Annotated in this window: 16 protein-coding genes; 12 read left to right on the top strand and 4 right to left on the bottom strand. The window is 74.7% G+C overall.

Annotated elements, in window-relative coordinates; all coding sequences use genetic code 11:
* Positions 1-38: 38 nt before the first annotated feature.
* Both Q6347_RS05740 and Q6347_RS05735 read left to right on the top strand, forming a co-directional pair.
* On the top strand, positions 39-782 hold the full coding sequence (locus Q6347_RS05740) for an aminoglycoside 3'-phosphotransferase (protein ID WP_304604414.1): 744 nt from the start codon (positions 39-41) through the stop codon (positions 780-782).
* A 159-nt stretch (positions 783-941) separates the two neighbouring features.
* Entirely contained in the window at positions 942-3,662 is a 2,721-nt protein-coding gene (locus Q6347_RS05735; protein ID WP_304604415.1) for an RNA helicase, read from the top strand.
* Position 3,663: 1 nt separating this feature from the next.
* Here Q6347_RS05735 and Q6347_RS05730 read toward each other — a convergent pair whose 3' ends face one another.
* A complete protein-coding gene (locus Q6347_RS05730; RefSeq protein WP_304606905.1) occupies positions 3,664-4,419 on the bottom strand; it encodes a sulfite exporter TauE/SafE family protein in 756 nt (251 codons plus the stop codon).
* Positions 4,420-4,509: 90 nt separating this feature from the next.
* Between Q6347_RS05730 and ybaK the strand changes: the two genes are divergently transcribed.
* A complete protein-coding gene (ybaK, locus tag Q6347_RS05725; RefSeq protein ID WP_304606904.1) occupies positions 4,510-5,001 on the top strand; it encodes a Cys-tRNA(Pro) deacylase in 492 nt (163 codons plus the stop codon).
* Positions 5,002-5,046: 45 nt separating this feature from the next.
* Here ybaK and Q6347_RS05720 read toward each other — a convergent pair whose 3' ends face one another.
* On the bottom strand, positions 5,047-5,448 hold the full coding sequence (locus Q6347_RS05720) for a YccF domain-containing protein (RefSeq protein ID WP_171247265.1): 402 nt from the start codon (positions 5,446-5,448) through the stop codon (positions 5,047-5,049).
* 82 nt (positions 5,449-5,530) lie between these two features.
* On the opposite strand from Q6347_RS05720, the gene Q6347_RS05715 reads away from it, so the two are divergent.
* Entirely contained in the window at positions 5,531-6,280 is a 750-nt protein-coding gene (locus tag Q6347_RS05715; RefSeq protein WP_304604417.1) for a YggS family pyridoxal phosphate-dependent enzyme, read from the top strand.
* 5 nt (positions 6,281-6,285) lie between these two features.
* On the opposite strand, the gene Q6347_RS05710 is transcribed toward Q6347_RS05715, so the two are convergent.
* On the bottom strand, positions 6,286-7,374 hold the full coding sequence (locus Q6347_RS05710) for a biotin/lipoate A/B protein ligase family protein (protein WP_304606903.1): 1,089 nt from the start codon (positions 7,372-7,374) through the stop codon (positions 6,286-6,288).
* A 101-nt stretch (positions 7,375-7,475) separates the two neighbouring features.
* Complete coding sequence (cimA, locus tag Q6347_RS05705; RefSeq protein WP_304606902.1) at positions 7,476-9,128, bottom strand: citramalate synthase; 1,653 nt, start codon at positions 9,126-9,128, stop codon at positions 7,476-7,478.
* Positions 9,129-9,462: 334 nt separating this feature from the next.
* On the opposite strand from cimA, the gene Q6347_RS05700 reads away from it, so the two are divergent.
* From Q6347_RS05700 to Q6347_RS05665, 8 genes are all read left to right on the top strand, one after another.
* On the top strand, positions 9,463-10,674 hold the full coding sequence (locus tag Q6347_RS05700) for an inositol-3-phosphate synthase (protein ID WP_304606901.1): 1,212 nt from the start codon (positions 9,463-9,465) through the stop codon (positions 10,672-10,674).
* Entirely contained in the window at positions 10,671-11,570 is a 900-nt protein-coding gene (locus Q6347_RS05695; protein ID WP_304606900.1) for an SCO3242 family prenyltransferase, read from the top strand. Before Q6347_RS05700 ends, Q6347_RS05695 begins: the two co-directional genes overlap by 4 nt.
* Positions 11,567-12,469 (top strand): sugar phosphate isomerase/epimerase, encoded by a 903-nt coding sequence (locus Q6347_RS05690; RefSeq protein WP_304606899.1) that lies wholly within the window; start codon positions 11,567-11,569, stop codon positions 12,467-12,469. The genes Q6347_RS05695 and Q6347_RS05690 overlap by 4 nt, the downstream gene beginning before the upstream one ends.
* Positions 12,469-13,119: an EboA domain-containing protein gene (locus tag Q6347_RS05685; RefSeq protein ID WP_304606898.1), complete on the top strand. Its 651-nt coding sequence runs from the start codon at positions 12,469-12,471 to the stop codon at positions 13,117-13,119. The genes Q6347_RS05690 and Q6347_RS05685 overlap by 1 nt, the downstream gene beginning before the upstream one ends.
* A gap of 2 nt (positions 13,120-13,121) precedes the next feature.
* Positions 13,122-13,997 carry a TatD family hydrolase gene (locus Q6347_RS05680; protein ID WP_304606897.1) on the top strand — a complete coding sequence of 292 codons (876 nt, stop codon included), beginning with the start codon at positions 13,122-13,124 and terminating at the stop codon, positions 13,995-13,997.
* Between the two features lie 8 nt (positions 13,998-14,005).
* Positions 14,006-15,193, top strand: coding sequence for a metabolite traffic protein EboE (gene eboE, locus Q6347_RS05675; protein WP_304606896.1), 1,188 nt, complete (start codon positions 14,006-14,008; stop codon positions 15,191-15,193).
* Positions 15,190-16,611 carry an alkaline phosphatase family protein gene (locus Q6347_RS05670; protein WP_304606895.1) on the top strand — a complete coding sequence of 474 codons (1,422 nt, stop codon included), beginning with the start codon at positions 15,190-15,192 and terminating at the stop codon, positions 16,609-16,611. The genes eboE and Q6347_RS05670 overlap by 4 nt, the downstream gene beginning before the upstream one ends.
* Positions 16,612-16,694: 83 nt before the next feature.
* Positions 16,695-17,264 (top strand): hypothetical protein, encoded by a 570-nt coding sequence (locus tag Q6347_RS05665; RefSeq protein WP_171247274.1) that lies wholly within the window; start codon positions 16,695-16,697, stop codon positions 17,262-17,264.
* The last annotated feature ends 102 nt before the right edge of the window (positions 17,265-17,366 follow it).

The raw sequence follows: 17,366 nt of genomic DNA, 5'->3' as shown, positions 1-17,366 counted from the left end.
TCCCGGCCGCCGGGTCGACGACCTGTCAGGATCACGACATGTCTCGCGACCTCGCCGCCCCGCCGCGCGGACCCGTCGTCGTCCCGGACGCCGTGGCCGCGCTGGCCGGTGCCGACGACGTCGCCCCGGTGTGGCGCAACACCCTCGGTGGCCTGACCTTCCGGCTCTTCGGCGGCCAGGGCGAGCGGTACGTCAAGTGGGTGCCCACGGGGACGCCGGAGATCGACCTGGACGCCGAGGCGGAACGCCTCGTCTGGGCCGGCCGGCACACCCGGGTGCCGCGTGTGCTGGGCCGCGGCCAGGACGCCACCGGGAGCTGGCTGGCGACGGCGGCGCTGCCGGGCCGGTCCGCCGTCGACCCGACCTGGCTGGCCCGTCCCGAGACCGCGGTCCGCGCGATCGGCGCCGGGCTGCGGGCGCTGCACGACACTCTGCCCGTCGCGGACTGCCCGTTCTCGTCGAGCGCGACCGACCGGGTCGCGCGGCTCGAGCCCGCCGTCGGTGCCGACGTCGGACCCGTGCCGCCCGTCGACCGTCTCGTGGTCTGCCACGGCGACGCCTGCGCCCCCAACACCCTGGTGGCCGACGACGGCACCTGGGCCGGGCACGTCGACCTGGGCACCCTCGGGGTCGCCGACCGGTGGGCGGACCTCGCCACGGCAAGCCTGAGCCTGGGCTGGAACTACGGCGACGGGTACGAGCCGCTCTTCTTCGCGGCCTACGACATCGAGCCCGACGCGGAGCGGATCGCCTTCTACCGCCGCCTGTGGGACCTGGGCTGAGCGGGCTTGCGGAGAACCGGCACCCTGGAGTGCTCCCCGCCGCCCGCACGCCCCGGCGCCAACGAGGGTGCTCGTTCGGTACCCCAACCAAGCACTTGACGTACCGAACGAGCACGCTCGTCGGGGGTCATGCGGGGCTGCTGACAGAATGACCGCACGATGACTGCCACCGACACCGCCTCCTCGTCCGTCACGCCCGCACCGCGCCCCGCCGGCACCCTGCTGCCGCACCTGCCCGCCCCGACGGGCCAGGCCCCGGACCCGGACGCGCTGTTCGAGGGCTTCGGCGAGTGGGCGGCCGCGTCCGGACGGCCGCTGTACGCGCACCAGGAGGAGGCGCTGCTGGAGCTCATGACGGGCTCGCACGTCGTCCTGGCGACGCCGACCGGGTCGGGCAAGTCGATGGTGGCGATGGGAGCGCAGTTCGCGGCGCTGGCGGCGCGGCGGTCCGGCCTGGGCGGGCGCACCTACTACACGGCACCGCTCAAGGCGTTGGTCAGCGAGAAGTTCTTCGACCTCGTGGCCGCGTTCGGGTCGCGCAACGTCGGCATGATGACCGGCGACAGCGCGGTCAACGCCGACGCCCCCATCATCTGCTGCACGGCCGAGATCCTGGCGAACCTCGCGCTGCGCAACGGGGCCGGGAGCCCGGGCGACGACGACTTCATCGGCCAGGTCGTCATGGACGAGTTCCACTTCTACGGCGACCCGCAGCGTGGCTGGGCCTGGCAGGTGCCGCTGCTCGAGCTGCCGCACACCCAGTTCCTGCTGATGTCCGGCACGCTCGGCGACACCACACGGCTGCGGGAGGACCTCACCGAGCGCACCGGCCGTGACGTCGCCGAGGTCACCGGCGCCGAGCGGCCGGTCCCGCTGGAGTTCTCCTACGTCCAGGAGCCGCTGCCCGAGGTCATCGAGGAGCTCGTGCACACCCACCGTGCCCCGGTGTACGTCGTGCACTTCACCCAGAAGGACGCCGTCGACCGGGCCCAGGCCCTGCTGAGCACCAAGCTCGCCTCCAAGGAGGAGAAGCAGGCGATCGTCGACGAGATCGGCGCGTTCCGGTTCGGCACCGGGTTCGGCAAGATCCTGTCCAAGTACCTGCGCGCCGGCGTCGGGGTGCACCACGCCGGGATGCTGCCCAAGTACCGCCGGCTCGTGGAGCGCCTCACCCAGAAGGGGCTGCTCAAGGTCGTCTGCGGCACCGACACCCTGGGCGTGGGCATCAACGTGCCGATCCGCACCGTGCTCATGACGTCGCTGGTGAAGTTCGACGGCGAGCGCATGCGCCATCTGACGGCTCGGGAGTTCCACCAGATCGCCGGCCGAGCCGGTCGCGCGGGCTACGACACCCTCGGCGAGGTGCTGGTCATGGCGCCCGAGCACGTCATCGAGAACCGCAAGGCCCTCGCCAAGGCCGGGGACGACCCGAAGAAGAAGAAAAAGATCGTGCGCAAGAAGGCCCCGTCCGGCGCGGTCAACTGGACCGAGTCGACCTTCGACCGCCTGCGCGACGCCCCGCCGGAGCCGCTGGCCAGCCAGTTCCACGTCAACCACGCGATGGTGCTCAACGTGCTGGCCCGCACCCGGGGGACGGGCGACGGCGCCGCCGCCGACCCGGTCGAGGCGATGCGCCACCTGCTGACCGCCAACCACGACACCGCCGCCCAGCAGGCCGGCCACGTGCGCCAGGCGCTGCGCATCTACCGCTCGCTGCGGGTGGCCGGCGTCGTGGAGAGGGTCCGCGTCCCCGACGACACCCGCCCCGCGGGCTACCGCCCGAGCGTGCGGCTGGTCGTGGACCTGCCGCGGGACTTCGCGCTCAACGCCCCGCTGTCGCCGTTCGCGCTGGCGGCCATGGACCTGCTCGACGTCGACTCCCCCACGCACGCCCTCGACGTCGTCTCGGTCATCGAGGCCACGCTCGACGACCCGCGCCAGATCCTGTTCGGCCAGCAGAAGAAGGCGCGCGGCGAGGCCGTCGCCGAGATGAAGGCCGAGGGCATCGAGTACGACGAGCGCATGGAGCTGCTCGAGGAGGTGTCCTGGCCGAAGCCGCTCGCGGACCTGCTCGAACCCGCGTTCGCGCAGTACAAGCAGTCCAACCCGTGGGTCGCCGGGGCCGAGCTGGCCCCGAAGGCCGTGGTGCGCGACATGCTCGAGCAGGCGATGACCTTCGCCGAGATGGTCAGCACCTACGGCCTGGAGCGCACCGAGGGCGTGGTGCTGCGCTACCTCGCCGACGCCTACCGCGCGGTGCGTCAGGTCGTGCCCGAGGAGCACCGCACCGAGGAGGTCGCCGAGGTCGTCGAGTGGCTCGGCGAGCTGGTGCGCGGCGTCGACTCCTCGCTGCTGGACGAGTGGGAGCGGCTGCAGAACCCCGTCGACGACGACGCCGACACCGTGGTGGAGGGCGAGCTCGCCGAGGCGGGCGCCGAGGCGCCCGCCCGCCCGGTCACCGGCAACCCCCGCTCGTTCCGCCGGCTCGTGCGCAACGCCATGTTCCGCCGGGTCGAGCTCGCCGCCCGGGAGGACTACGACGCCCTGGAGACCCTCGACAAGGCCTCCGGCTGGGACGGGGACGCCTGGGCCGACGCGCTGGAGGACCTCTTCGAGACCCAGGGCGACGACGCGATCGGCTTCGGGGCGGACGCCCGCTCGGCCGCGCTGCTGACCATGCTGGAGCCCGGGGCCGCCCTGCCCGCCGGCGCCCCGCCGTCGGACGCCTCGACCGTGCCGGCCGACACCTGGTGGGTCCGTCAGATCCTGGACGACGCGAACGGCGACCGCGACTGGGCGATCACCGCGCTGGTGGACCTGCCGGCCTCCGACGAGGCGGGCCGTCCGGTCCTCGAGGTCCTCGCGGTCGGGCGGCTGTAGCTCACAGCAGTCCGGTCAGGCCGCGCACCAGCGTCGCGACACCGCCGACGTAGGCGAGCACGATGAGCACCCGGCGGGTCGCGGTCGCCGAGACCCGCGGGGCGAGCCGGTCGCCGACCACGAGACCCGCGAGGATCGAGACCATGAGCACCACCCACTCCCAGGGCGCCATGGACGGGAACGAGGCGTCGGAGAGCACCAGCTTGGCCACCATGGCCGCCAGCGCGTTCGCCGCGAAGAACGGCTGGGCCGTGGCCGCGAACCGCTTCGGGTCCCAGCCGCTGAGCACCGCGTAGACCGCGACCGGCGGCCCGCCGATCCCGGCCGCGACCGACCCGATCCCGCTGGCCGTCCCCGTCACCGCGAGCGGCCAGCCCGCGGCGGCGTCCACCGGGTGCCGGCCCTCGCGGCGCAGCCGGGTCGTCACCACCGCGAGGGTCATCGCGGCTATGACGAACGCCCCGATCGTCACCTCGAGGGCGGGGGCGCTCACCTCGCGCAGGGCGAGGGCGGCGGGGACGGTGACGACCAGCGACGACAGGGTCAGCCACGCGAACTTGCGCCACTCCACGTCCCGGACCACGCGGCCGAGGATGAGGGTCGACGCGGTCGCACCGGCCAGGTTGACGAACAGCACGCCCTCGAGCGGCCCGACGATCAGCACGATGAACGGTCCGGCCACCAGGCCGAACCCCATCCCCGAGACCCGCTGCAGGACGCCACCGACGAGGATGGCCAGGACGAGGAGGGCGAGCACGGCCCCACCGTACGCCGAGCGGGGCGGGCGGGCCGGACCGTGCCGTGGGGCGGACCTGCCCGCCGGCGAGTCGTCGGGCACACTGGCCGCGTGACACGCCGGAGGAACAGCGCACCGACCCTCGCCGTGCTCGCCCTGGAGAGGGCCGGGATCCCGCACAGGCTGCACCCGTACGACCACGACCCCCGCAGCACCCTGGGCTACGGGCTCGAGGCGGCCCGGGCGATCGGCGTCCCGCCCGAGCAGGTGTTCAAGTCGCTCGTCGCCGACGTCGACGGCGAGCTGGTGGTCGCCGTGGTCCCCGTGACGGGCGAGCTCGACCTCAAGGCGCTCGCCCGCGCCGTCGGCGGCAAGAAGGCGGTGATGGCGCCGGTCGCCCGGGCCGAGCGCGCCACCGGCTACGTCGCCGGCGGCATCTCGCCGCTGGGGCAGCGCACCCGCCTGGTCACGGTCCTGGACGCCTCCGCGACGTCGCTGGCGGTCGTCTACGTCTCGGGCGGTCGGCGCGGCCTGGACCTCTCCCTCGCCCCCGCGGACCTGGTGCGGCTCACCGGCGCCACCACCGCTCCCCTGGCCCGGTGAGGCCGGCCCCCGGGCGGCCCGGTGCCGGGGCGGGGACGGACGGCGTCAGGAGGGCTGGTAGGTCGGGTACCGGGTGTCGGTGGAGACGATGTCCTTGCCGAGCGGCAGCAGGGAGATCGGGATCATCTTGAGGTTGGCGATGCCGAGCGGGATCCCGATGATCGACACGAACAGCGGGATCGCGGTGACGACGTGCCCGAGGGCCAGCCACCAGCCCGCGACGACGATCCAGATGATGTTGCCCAGCACGGACCAGCCGCCGGCGCCGGGGCGGTCCACGACGGTGCGACCGAACGGCCACAGGGCGTAGCCGGCGATGCGGAACGAGGCGATCCCCCAGGGGATCGTCACGATGAGCAGGCAGCAGATGATGCCCGCGGCGGCGTACCCGATCGCGAGCCAGAAGCCCGACAGGACGAGCCAGATGACGTTGAGGATCGCTTTCACGCCGTCGATTCTGCCCCGTGGGACCGGGCAGGGCATCCGGGAGGTCCCTGATCCTGCCCCGGAGGTTCCTACACTGGGCGCCATGCCGTCCGACCTCCCCGACCGGATCGCCCGGGTACGCGCACGGATCGACGACGCCGCCACCGCGGCGGGCCGGCGCCCCGACGACGTCCGGCTGATGCTGGCCACCAAGACCCAGGACGCCGGGACCGTCCTCGCGGCCGTCCACGCCGCCGCCGACCTGGCGGCCGCGCGGGGGGACGACCGGCCGGTGCTCGTCGGGGAGAACCGGGTCCAGGAGCTGGTCGCCAAGGCGCCGGCGCTGGCCGACCTGGTCGCGGCCGGCCGGCTCGAGGTGCACATGATCGGGACGCTGCAGCGCAACAAGATCAACCAGATGCTGCCGACCGTCACGGGGCTGGCCGCCGTGGACCGGCTCTCCCTCGCGGAGGCGGTGGCGCGGCGCTGCGTGCGCGACGGCCGGACGCTGGACGTCATGGTGCAGGTCAACGTCTCCGGCGAGGGGTCCAAGTCCGGGGTGGCGCCGGCGGAGGCCGTCGAGCTCGCGACCGCCGTCGCGGCGCTGGAGGGGCTGCACCTGACCGGGTTCCTGACCATCGGGGCGAACACCCCCGACGAGGACGAGGTCCGTGCCGGGTTCGCCCGGCTGCGCGCGGTCCGCGACGAGGTCGTGGCCGGTGGCACGCCCGCCACCGAGGACGCCCGGGAGCTGTCGATGGGGATGTCGACGGACCTCGAGCTCGCGGTCGCCGAGGGGGCCACCGTCGTGCGGGTCGGCACCGCCGTCTTCGGCGCGCGCCCACCCGCCTGACCGGCTCAGGGCACCCGGTGGATCCACTCGGCGGTGTCGAACTTGGTGCGCACCAGGTCCTCGGCCCGCTCGAGCTCCTCGGGGCGCAGGTCGGAGGCCTCGGTCCGGTGCCGCTCGGCGAAGTACACCGCGAACGCCTCCACGACGTCGTCGCGCGTCATGCCGGTCTGCGAGCGCAGCGGGTCGACGCGCTTGTTCGCGCTGCGGGTGCCCTTGTCGGACATCTTCTCCCGGCCGATGCGCAGCACCTGCATCATCTTGTCGGCGTCGATGTCGTAGGCCATCGTCATGTGGTGCAGCACCGCTCCCCCCGCCAGCCGCTTCTGCGCGGACCCGGCGAGCTTGCCGCCGGGTGAGGCGACGTCGTTCATGCCGCTGAAGTACGCCTCCACACCCAGCTCGCCCAGGGCGCCGAGCACCCAGGTGTCCAGGAACGCGTAGGACTGCTCGAAGCTCATCCCGTCGACGAGTGAGCCGGGCACGACCAGGGAGAACGTGACGCAGTTGCCCGCTTCCATGAACATCGCGCCGCCGCCGGAGATGCGTCGCACGACGGTCACGTCGTGCTCGGCGACGCCGTCCTCGTCGATCTCGTTGCGGTAGGACTGGAAGGAACCGATGAACACGGCCCGCTCGTCCCAGTCCCAGAACCGCAGGGTCGGGCCGCGGCGGCCGGCCGCGAGCTCCTCGGTGAGCACCTGGTCGAGCGCGGCGAGCGTGCGCGGGGGCAGGGGTCCGGGGCGCAGCACCTCGAAGGTGTGGTCCTCCCACGTCGTGGCCAGGCCCAGCGCGCGCCGCACGGCGACGGCCACGGCCCGGGCGTCGAAGCCGACCATCGCCACGGGTCCGGCGATCTCCCCGCCCTGCTCGGCCTTCTCCAGCGCCTCGGTGACGGTGCGCGCGAGCTCGCCGGTGCCGGTCGTGGCCGGCAGCCCGCTCAGGGCGGTGTCGATGACGCCCAGCGCCTCGTCGGGTTCGAGGAAGAAGTCGCCCGACACGCGCACGTCCGTCAGGACGCCGTGGCCGGTGGACTCGTCGACCGCAAGGTCGACCGCGACGAGCTTGCCGCCCGGGACCTTGTACTCACCATGCACCCCGCCAGCCTAACCGCCCCGCGCGGACCGTTGTGGGCATGAGATCTGCAGCTCCGGGTGCGCCCGGAGCTGCAGATCTCATGCCCACAACGGGAGAGGAGTCAGCGCGGCTCGACGTCGGCGTGCAGCAGCCCGTAGACGTGGGCGTCGATGAGCGCCTCCCAGGCGGCCTCGATGATGTTGGGCCCGACCCCCACGGTCGACCACGTGTGGTGGCCGTCCGTGGTCTCGACCAGCACCCGGGTGGTGGCGTCCGTGCCGTGCTCGGCGTCCATGATCCGCACCTTGAAGTCCACCAGCTCGAAGGTCTCGATGGTCGGGTAGACCTTCCGCAGGGCATGCCGCAGGGCCTGGTCCAGGGCGTTGACCGGACCGTTGCCCTCCCCGGTGACCACGATGCGCTCGCCACCGGCGTGCAGCTTGACCGTCGCCTCGGCCAGCGCCTCGGCGTCCCGCTGGTCGGCGTCCGGCACGCCGCCGCGCCCGCCCGTGGTCTCGACGATCGCGCGCCACGACTCGACCCGGAAGTAGGCGGGCCGCTGCCCGGTGAGCTCCTCGCGCAGGATGAGCTCGAACGACGCGTCGGCGGCGTCGAACGTGTAGCCCTGCGCCTCGGCGTCCTTGACGCGGTTGGTCACGCGGGTCAGCAGCTCTCCCTGGCCGGCCAGGTCGAACCCCAGCTCGCGGCCCTTGAGCTCGACCGACGCCCGCCCGGCCATGTCGGAGACCAGCATCCGCATGTCGTTGCCCACGGCCGTGGGGTCGATGTGCTGGTACAGGTCCGGGTCGATCTTGATGGCGCTGGCGTGCAGGCCGGCCTTGTGCGCGAACGCGCTGGCCCCGACGTACGGCTGGCGGGTGTAGGGCGCGATGTTGGTGATCTCGGCGACGGCGTGCGCGATGCGGGTCGAGTCGGCCAGCCCGTCGCCGGCGAGGGTCGGCAGGCCGCGCTTGAGCGCGAGGTTCGCGACGACGGACACCAGGTCCACGTTCCCGGTGCGCTCGCCGTAGCCGTTGACGGTGCCCTGCACGTGCGCGCACCCGGCGGCGACGGCGGCCAGCGTGTTGGCCACGGCGCAGCCGGAGTCGTTGTGCGCGTGCATGCCGAGCAGCGGGTCCCCCGGCAGGGCGTCGCGGCCGTGCGGCAGGTCGAGCCCGGTCCGCAGCTCCTCGACGACGTCGGTGACCCAGTCCGGCAGCATGCCGCCGTTGGTGTCGCACAGCGCGACCACCTCGGCACCGGCCTCGAACGCCGCCGCGACCGCGGACCGCGTGTAGGCCGGGTCGTACCGGTAGCCGTCGAAGAAGTGCTCGGCGTCCACCACGACGCGGCGCCCCTCCCCCACGAGGAACTGCACGGTGTCGGTGACCATCGCCAGTCCCTCGTCCGGCGTCGTGCGCAGCGCCCGCTCGACGTGCCGGACGTCGGACTTGGCCACGAGCGTCACCACGGGAGCCTCGGAGTCGAGCAGGGCGCGCACCTGCGGGTCGTCCCACGCCCGGGAACCCGCGCGCCGGGTGGCTCCGAAGGCCGCCAGCACGGCGTTCTTCAGCTCGAGCTCCTTGGCCGCACGCCGGAAGAACTCGGTGTCCTTGGGGATCGCGCCGGGCCAGCCGCCCTCGATGAAGCCGACGCCGAGCTCGTCCAGCAGCGGCGCGATCGCGAGCTTGTCCGCGACGGACAGGTTCATGCCCTCCTGCTGGGCGCCGTCGCGCAGGGTGGTGTCGTACACATGGAACGGTGCGGTGGCCATCGGTGGCTCCGTAGGTGCGGTGGCGGCAACAAAAAAGACCCTCCGGGTACGGAAGGTCTGCGCGTCCGGCGGGGGTGCACCGGACGCGCTAGCTAATGAGGCAGTGACGGCGCTGGTCGCACCGCCGTGCGTGAGTCATACGTCACATGGTGCCACAGGTGGCCACCCATCGGTCAGCCCCGTCCGAGCCGCGGACACCCCTCGCCAGTTCTAACCAAAGTTGGTCATCTTTTGATTGCATGTCGCCGTAAGTCCCGCTAGCGTGACGGCCGGAGGCAGGGACGCCTCCGACGCCACGACCGGTCCGCGCGACCGGCTTCTGGGGGGAGCGACGATGCACCACGGGACCACGACCGCCACGCAGCCGCCCGCGACGACGGGCCGCACCGGCCTCTGGTTGGTCGGCGCCCGCGGCTCGGTGGCCACCACGGCCACGCTCGGGCTCGCCGCGCTCGCCGCCGGCCACGCCCCGCCGACCGGCTGCGTCACGGCGGCCGGACCGTTCGACCGGCTCGCCCTGCCCGCGTTCGACGACCTGGTCGTCGGCGGGCACGACGTCGCCCCGACGACGGTGGTCAAGCAGGCCGAGGCGCTCGCCGACGCCGGCATGATCCCCGGCCACCTGCTGGCCGGCACGCGCGACGCCCTGGCCGCCGCCGACGCCGAGATCCGGCCCGGCCACGACCCCCGCCGGCACCTGGGCTCCCAGCAGGAGGCCGCCGAGACGCTCGCCGCCGACCTCGTCGACTTCCGCGAGCGCCACCGCCTCGCCCGGGTCGTCGTGATCGACGTCGCCTCGACCGAACCGCCGCTGGACCCGGTCCCCGAGCACGACGACCCCGAGCTGCTGCGTGCCGCGCTGCTCGACCCGGACCGCGCCGTGCTCCCGGCCTCCTCGGTGACCGCGTACGCCGCCGTGCTCGCCGGCTGCGCCTACGCCTCGTTCACCCCGTCGGCCGGCATGACCGTGCCGGTCCTCACCCGCTGGGCCACCGAGGCCGGGCTCCCCGTGGCCGGCCGCGACGGCAAGACGGGACAGACCTGGCTGCGCACCGTCCTGGCACCCGCGCTCACCGCCCGCGGCCTGCGGGTGCTGTCCTGGGCCGGGACGAACCTCCTCGGCGGCGGCGACGGCGCCACCCTGGCCGACCCCGTCGCGGCCCGCAGCAAGCTCACCTCCAAGAACCGCGGCCTGCGCGACCTGACCGGCACCGACGTCACCCCGCTGCACATCGACAACGTCCCCGACCTCGGCGACGTCAAGGTCGCGTGGGACCACGTGCACGTCGAGGGGTTCCTCGGCTCGCGCCTCACCCTGCAGACCACGTGGAGCGCGCACGACTCCATGCTCGCCGCGCCGATGGTCCTCGACCTCGCCCGCCTGCTGGCCCTCGCGCACGCGGCCGGGCTGGCCGGCCCCGTCCCGGAGCTGGGGTACTTCTTCAAGGACCCCTGGGGGTCCGACGTGCACGGGGCCGCCGCCCAGGCGGTCGAGCTCGCGGACTGGGCCGGCCGCACCGCCGACGCCGTGGCACGGCGGCCATGAGGGCGGGCGACCTGGTCGAGCTCGTCCGCGCCCCGGCGGCGCTGACCGTCCTCGGCGACACCCTCGCCGGGATGGCCACGGCACGGCCGCCGGACCTCCGCCCGCCGCGGCACGCCCTGCTGCCCGTCGCCTCGACCTGCCTCTACCTCGGTGGCATGGCGCTCAACGACTACGGCGACCGCGACCTCGACGCCGTCGAACGTCCCGAACGCCCCATCCCCTCCGGACGCGTGACGCCCCGGCAGGCGCTCGCCGTCGGCACGGGGCTCGTCGCCACCGGCGTCGCGGCCGCGGGTGCGGCGAGCGGCCGGCGGGGGCTCGCCGTCGCAGTGCCGCTCGCCGCGTGCGTCCTCACCTACGACCTCGCGGCGAAGGACCGGCCCGCCGGTGCCGTCGTGATGGCCGCCTGCCGCGGGCTCGACGTGCTGCTGGGCGCCGCCCCGGGCTCCCTGCGCACGGCGCTGCCCACCGCCGCCGTGCTGACGACGCACACGCTCGCCGTGACGGCGCTGTCGCGCGGCGAGGTCCACGGCACCACCCGCGGCGTGGCAGGGTCCGCCGTGGCCGGCACCGTGGCCGTCGCCGCCACCACGGCCGTCGCGGCGTGGCGGGCACCGGCCGGTTCGCCGGGCGGTCCCACGGTCCGGCGCGTCGCGGCGCTGGCCGCCACCGCCGGGTACGTCGCCACGTGCCTGCCGGCGCAGCGCACCGCGGCCGCGGACCGCACGGCCCCCGCGGCACGCACCGCGACCCGGGCGGGGCTGCAGGCCATGATCCCGTTGCAGGCCGCCTGGACGGCGCGCGGCGGGCGGTGGGCGAGCACCGCCGTGCTGGCCGGCGCCGTCGCCGCCGGACGGCTGCTGCGCCGGGGCCGCCGGCAGGTGAGCATCACGTGACCACCCACCCCGCCCCCGACCGGCCCCCGTTCGCGCTCGGGTACGGCACCAACGGGTTCGGCGACCACCCGCTGCCCGCCGCGCTCGACGTCCTCGACACGCTCGGCTACGAGGCCGTCGCCCTCACGCTCGGCCACCCGCACCTCGACCCGTTCGCACCCGGTGCCGCGTCCGTGACGGCCCGGCTGGCCGACCGTCTGGGCCGGATGCACGACGGCGCGGGGGCGGACGTCGTCGTCGAGACGGGGACGCGCTACACCCTCGACGCGTGGACGAAGCACCGGCCCACCCTCGTCGACCGCGAGGCCGACCTGCGGATGCGCTACCTGACGCGGGCGATCGACGTCGCCGCCACCCTCGACGCGACGTGCGTGTCCTTCTTCTCCGGCGTGCTCCCGGACGGCGACCGCCCTGCCGAGGGGTGGGCCCGGCTGCTCGACCGTCTGCCGGTCCTCCTGGAGGAGGCCGGCGAGCACGGCGTGCAGCTCGCGATCGAACCCGAGCCGGGCATGCTCGTCGAGACCGTCGAGGACGCCCTGCGGCTGCGCTCGGACCTCGGCGACCCCGCCGGTCTCGGTCTGACCGTCGACGTCGGGCACTGCCTCGTCGTCGAACCCGACGGCGTGGTCGGCGCGCTGCGCGCCGCCGCCCCGGTGCTGACGAACTTCCAGCTCGACGACATGCCCCGCACCCACCACGAGCACCGGCCCTTCGGCGAGGGCGACCTCGACCTGCCGCTCGTGCTCGCCACCCTGGCCGACATCGACTACCGCGGCGTCGCCGCGGTCGAGCTGCCCCGCCACTCCCACGACTCCCCGGCGCTCGCCCGCCGCAGCCTCGCCGCGGTGCGGCGCGCCTGGGCGGACGTCGTCGGGCACCCCCACCCGGAGGCCCCCTGATGAGCGACACCTGGATCGACCGGACCCGGGCCGAGGTCGCCCGTGACCCGCGCACGCTGCCCCGCGCCTTCGCCCTGGCTCCTCGGCGGGCCGGCCGCGGACCCCGGCGGCCCGGGGCCGACCCGCACGGCCTCGTGCACGGCACGTTCGAGGACGAGGCCCGCGCCGCCCTGGTCGTGGCGCTGGCCCACGCCGCCGGCGACGGCGAGGACGTCGCCGGACGGCTGCGCGACCTGTTCACGCAGGGGGACACCGGCGAGCGCCGCGGGGTGCTGCGCGGCCTCGACGCCCTGCAGTCCGACGGCGCGGTCGCGGCCGGCTCCCCCCTGGCGCGGACCGGCGTCGAGCTCGCCCACGACGCGCACCGCGCCAACGACCCCTCCCTCGTGGCCGCCGCCGTCGGACCGTTCGGCGCGGCGCACCTGGACCAGCACACGTGGCGGCACACGGTCCTCAAGCTCGTCTTCCTCGGGGTGCCGCTCGACGCCGTCGCCAGGCTGGCCGACCGCGTCGACGCCGAGACCGCGCGGATGGTGTCCGACTTCGCCGCCGAACGACGCGCCGCCGGGCGCCCCGTCCCCGCCGACGTCGACCGGCTGCTGCAGCACCGACCCGACCCGGCCGTCCCGGCCCCGACCACCGCGGAGTGACCATGCGCATCTTCGACCCGCACGTCCACATGACCAGCCGGACCACCGACGACTACGAGCGGATGTACGCCGCCGGGGTGCGCGCCGTCGTCGAACCCGCGTTCTGGCTCGGCCAGCCGCGCACCGGGGTGTCCTCGTTCACCGACTACTTCGACTCGCTGCTCGGCTGGGAACGGTTCCGGGCCGAGCAGTTCGGCATCCGGCACCACGCCACCATCGCCCTCAACCCCAAGGAGGCCAACGACCCGCGCTGCCGCGAGGTGCTCGCCGAGGTGCCGCGCTACCTGCTCAAGGACGGCGTCGTCGCGGTCGGCGAGATCGGCTACGACTCGATGACACCCGCCGAGGACGAGGTGTTCGCCGCCCAGCTCCAGATGGCGCGCGAGGCCGGGCTGCCCGTCCTGGTGCACACGCCGCACCGGGACAAGCTGAACGGCACCCGCCGCACCCTCGACGTCGTGCGCGAGTCCGGGATCGACCCCGCTCGGGTGCTCGTGGACCACCTCAACGAGACCACCGTGGCGATGGTGCGCGACGCCGGCGCCTGGGCGGGCTTCTCCATCTACCCGGACACGAAGATGGACCCGCACCGCATGGTGGCGCTGCTGGACGAGTACGGCACCGAGCGGATGATCGTGAACTCGGCCGCCGACTGGGGCCGCAGCGACCCGCTGCTGACGGCGCGTACCGGCGCCGAGATGCTCGCCGCCGGGTTCACCGAGCACGACGTCGACCGCGTCCTGTGGCGCAACCCGGTGACCTTCTACGGGGCCTCCGGCCACCTTGTGCTGGAGCCGGTCCCCGGCGTCGTCGCCGGCGAGGTCCCGGCCCCGGCTGAGTTCGAGGGCTCCTCCGTGCTGCGCGGCGCGCGCGTCTGAGGACCCCGATGCACCTGTCGTACTGCACCAACGTCCACCCCGCCGAGGACCTGGACGGCGTGCTGGACCAGCTCGCCCGCAGCGCCGGCCCGGTCCGCCGCGCCGCCGGGCTGGACCGGCTCGGGATCGGGCTGTGGCTGCCCTCCCGTCTCGCCCACCGCCTCGACGCCTCCGCGGCCGACCGCGACCGCCTGCGTGTCGCCCTGCACGAGCACGGCCTCGAGGTCCGCACGCTGAACGCCTTCCCCGCCGGCGGGTTCCACGCCGACGTCGTGGGCCGCGCCGTCTACCGCCCCGACTGGACCCGGCCCGAGCGCCTGGCCTACACGCTCGCCTGCGCCCGGGTGCTCGCCGACCTGCTGCCGACGGGCGCCGACGGGTCGGTCTCGACGCTCCCGCTGGGGTGGCGCACCGGCTGGACGGCGTCGGACGACGAGGCCGCCACCCGGGCGCTGGCCACGCTGTCCGCCGAGCTGCGCGCCCTCGCCGAGCGCAGCGGGGTCGTCGTCCGGCTCGCCGTCGAGCCCGAACCCGGCTGCGTGCTGGACACCGTCGACGACGTCGTGGGGTGGCTGGGCGCCCGGACCGGCGCCGACCGGCCCGCGACCGCGCGGATCGACCCCGCACTCGTCGGCGTCTGCCTCGACACCTGCCACCTGGCGGTGTCGTTCGCCGACCCGGCCGCCGCGGTGCGGCGCATCACCGGGGCCGGGCTCCGGGTCGTCAAGGTGCAGGCCTCCGCCGCCCTGCACGTCGCCGACCCGGCGGCGCCCGCCGCCCGTGATGCCGTGCGTCGGTTCGCCGAACCGCGCTACCTCCACCAGACCCGCGAGCTCGGTGCCGACGGGCGGGTGCACGGCGTCGACGACCTGACCGAGGCGCTGGCGGGCGGTCTGCCGGGCCGCGGGCCGTGGCGCGTGCACTTCCACGTCCCGCTGCACCACGACCCGGCGCCGCCCCTGGCGGCCACCACCGACGTGCTGCGCGAGGCCGTCGCCGCGGTCGCCGCGGCGCCGCACGGCGAGGAGGCGCACCTGGACGTGGAGACCTACACCTGGTCGGTCCTGCCCCCCGACGTGCTGCCGTCCGGCACCGACGAGCTGGTGGCGGGCATCGCCGCCGAGCTGCGCTGGGCCGCCGACCACCTGACCGCCCGTGACACCGTCCTGACCCCCGCCGGGAGGAGCACCCCGTGAGACCCGTCCTGCTGCTCGACGTCGTGGGGCTCACGCCCCGCGCCCTGGCCCACATGCCCCGGCTCCGCCGTCTCGCCGACGGCGGATGGTCCTCGTCGCTGGCGACCGTGCTGCCGGCGGTGACCTGCACGGTCCAGTCGACGATGCTCACGGGCCTGTCCCCCGCCCAGCACGGCGCCGTCGCCAACGGCTGGTACTTCCGCGACCTGGGCGAGGTCCACCTGTGGCGCCAGCACCACCGCCTGGTCGCCGGCGAGAGGGTCTGGGAGACCGCCCGGCGGCGCCGTCCGGGGTACTCCGCGGTGAACGTGTGCTGGTGGTACGCGATGGGGATGACCACGGAGGTCACGGTGACGCCCCGGCCGATCTACCACGCCGACGGCCGCAAGTCCCCCGACGCCTACGTGCGACCGCCCGGCCTGCACGACGAGCTGGTCGAGCGCTTCGGCGACTTCCCGCTGTTCACCTACTGGGGCCCGACGGCGTCGCTCACGTCCAGCCGCTGGGTCGTGGACGCCACCCGGCACCTGCTGCGCACCCGGGCCGCCGACCTCACCACCGCCTACGTCCCGCACCTCGACTACGACCTGCAGCGGTTCGGCCCGGAGTCTCCCCAGGCCGACGCCGCCGCGGCCGACCTGGACGGCGTGCTGGCGCCGCTGCTCGACCAGGCCGAGGCCGACGGCGTGACCGTCCTGGTCGTCTCCGAGTACGGCATCACCCGGGCCGAGCGCCCCGTGCACCTCAACCGGGTCCTGCGTCGCGAGGGCCTGCTGGAGGTGTACACCCAGGCGGGCCGCGAACAGCTCGACCCGTGGACCTCGCGGGCGTTCGCCGTCGCCGACCACCAGGTCGCGCACGTGTACGTCGACGACGCCTCCGACGTGGCCCGGGTCGCCGCCCTGCTGCGCACCGTGCCCGGCGTCGACGAGGTGCTCGACCGCGAGGCCCAGGCCCGCCACGGGCTGGACCACGAACGCTCCGGCGAGCTCGTCGTCGTCGCCGAGCCGGGCGCCTGGTTCACCTACTACTTCTGGCTCGAGGACGACCGTGCCCCCGAGTACGCCCGCGCCGTGGACATCCACCGCAAGCCGGGGTTCGACCCGGCCGAGCTGTTCTTCGACCCCGCGGACCGGTTCGCGAAGGCCAGGGCCGGGCTGAACCTCGTGCGCAAGAGGCTCGGCCTGCGGTACGCGATGTCGACCGTGCCGCTCGACGCCTCCTGGGTCGGCGGCACGCACGGTCGGTTGCCGGACTCCGCCCTCGACGCCCCGATGGTGCTGTGCTCCGACCCGACCGTCCCCGACCCCGTCGCGTCGTGGGTGCACGACGACGACCGGGCCGTGCCGGCCGCGTCCGTCAAGGATCTCGTCATGTCGCTGCAGGGCCTCGCGCACCCGGTCGGCGCGGCGCGGTGAGGTGCTCCCGGGCGACGTCCCGGGGGGCGCCGACGGCCCGGATGTGGTCCTCTAGGGGCACGACGACGGCGAGGAGAGGGACAGTGAGCGATCAACAGCGTCCGTACGGGTCCGAGGACCCGACGCAGCGCTACCGGCCGGTGAACCAGCCGGCGGAACAGCCTCCCGGGATGATGCCGGCGCAGAAGCCGACCTGGGAGGCCGCACCGAAGCCGCCTCCGCCCGAGCCGCGCCTCGACATCGGCCGGTACTGGGCCGGAGCCGCCGCCACCGTGCTCGTGTGCGCCCTGCTCGGTTTCACCGCCTCGGTGATCTTCGACGAGGTCTTCGGCATCGAGCTGATCCCGCCGCCCGACGTCGCCGGCGGCGGGGACGACGCCTCGTGGGCCGCCGCCGGGGCGCTCTTCGCGCTCGCCGCCGCCATCGTGCTCAACCTTCTCGTGGTCGTGGCCCCGCGGCCGCGGATGTTCTTCGGCTGGCTCGTCGGGCTGACGACGGTGATCCTCGCGGTGCTGCCGTTCACCGGCAACCCCGACCCGCTGTCCGGCGCGATGACCGCGCTGGTGTGGGCGGTCCTGGGGATCGCGGTCGCCTCGATGCTCGGCAGCGTCATCACCCGGACGCTCGTGGTGCCGACGGTCCCGCCGCGCTGAGGATCCGACGACGAGGGGGGCCGGGGGGGCGGGCCCCCCCCCCCCCCCCCCCGGGGCCCGCGCCGCCCCCCCGCGCCCCCCCCCCCGCCCGGGGCCCCCCCC

It is taken from the genome of Isoptericola sp. b408 (assembly GCF_030588085.1).
GTDB lineage: Bacteria > Actinomycetota > Actinomycetes > Actinomycetales > Cellulomonadaceae > Isoptericola > Isoptericola sediminis.
This window is presented reverse-complemented; position numbering and strand designations above follow the sequence as displayed.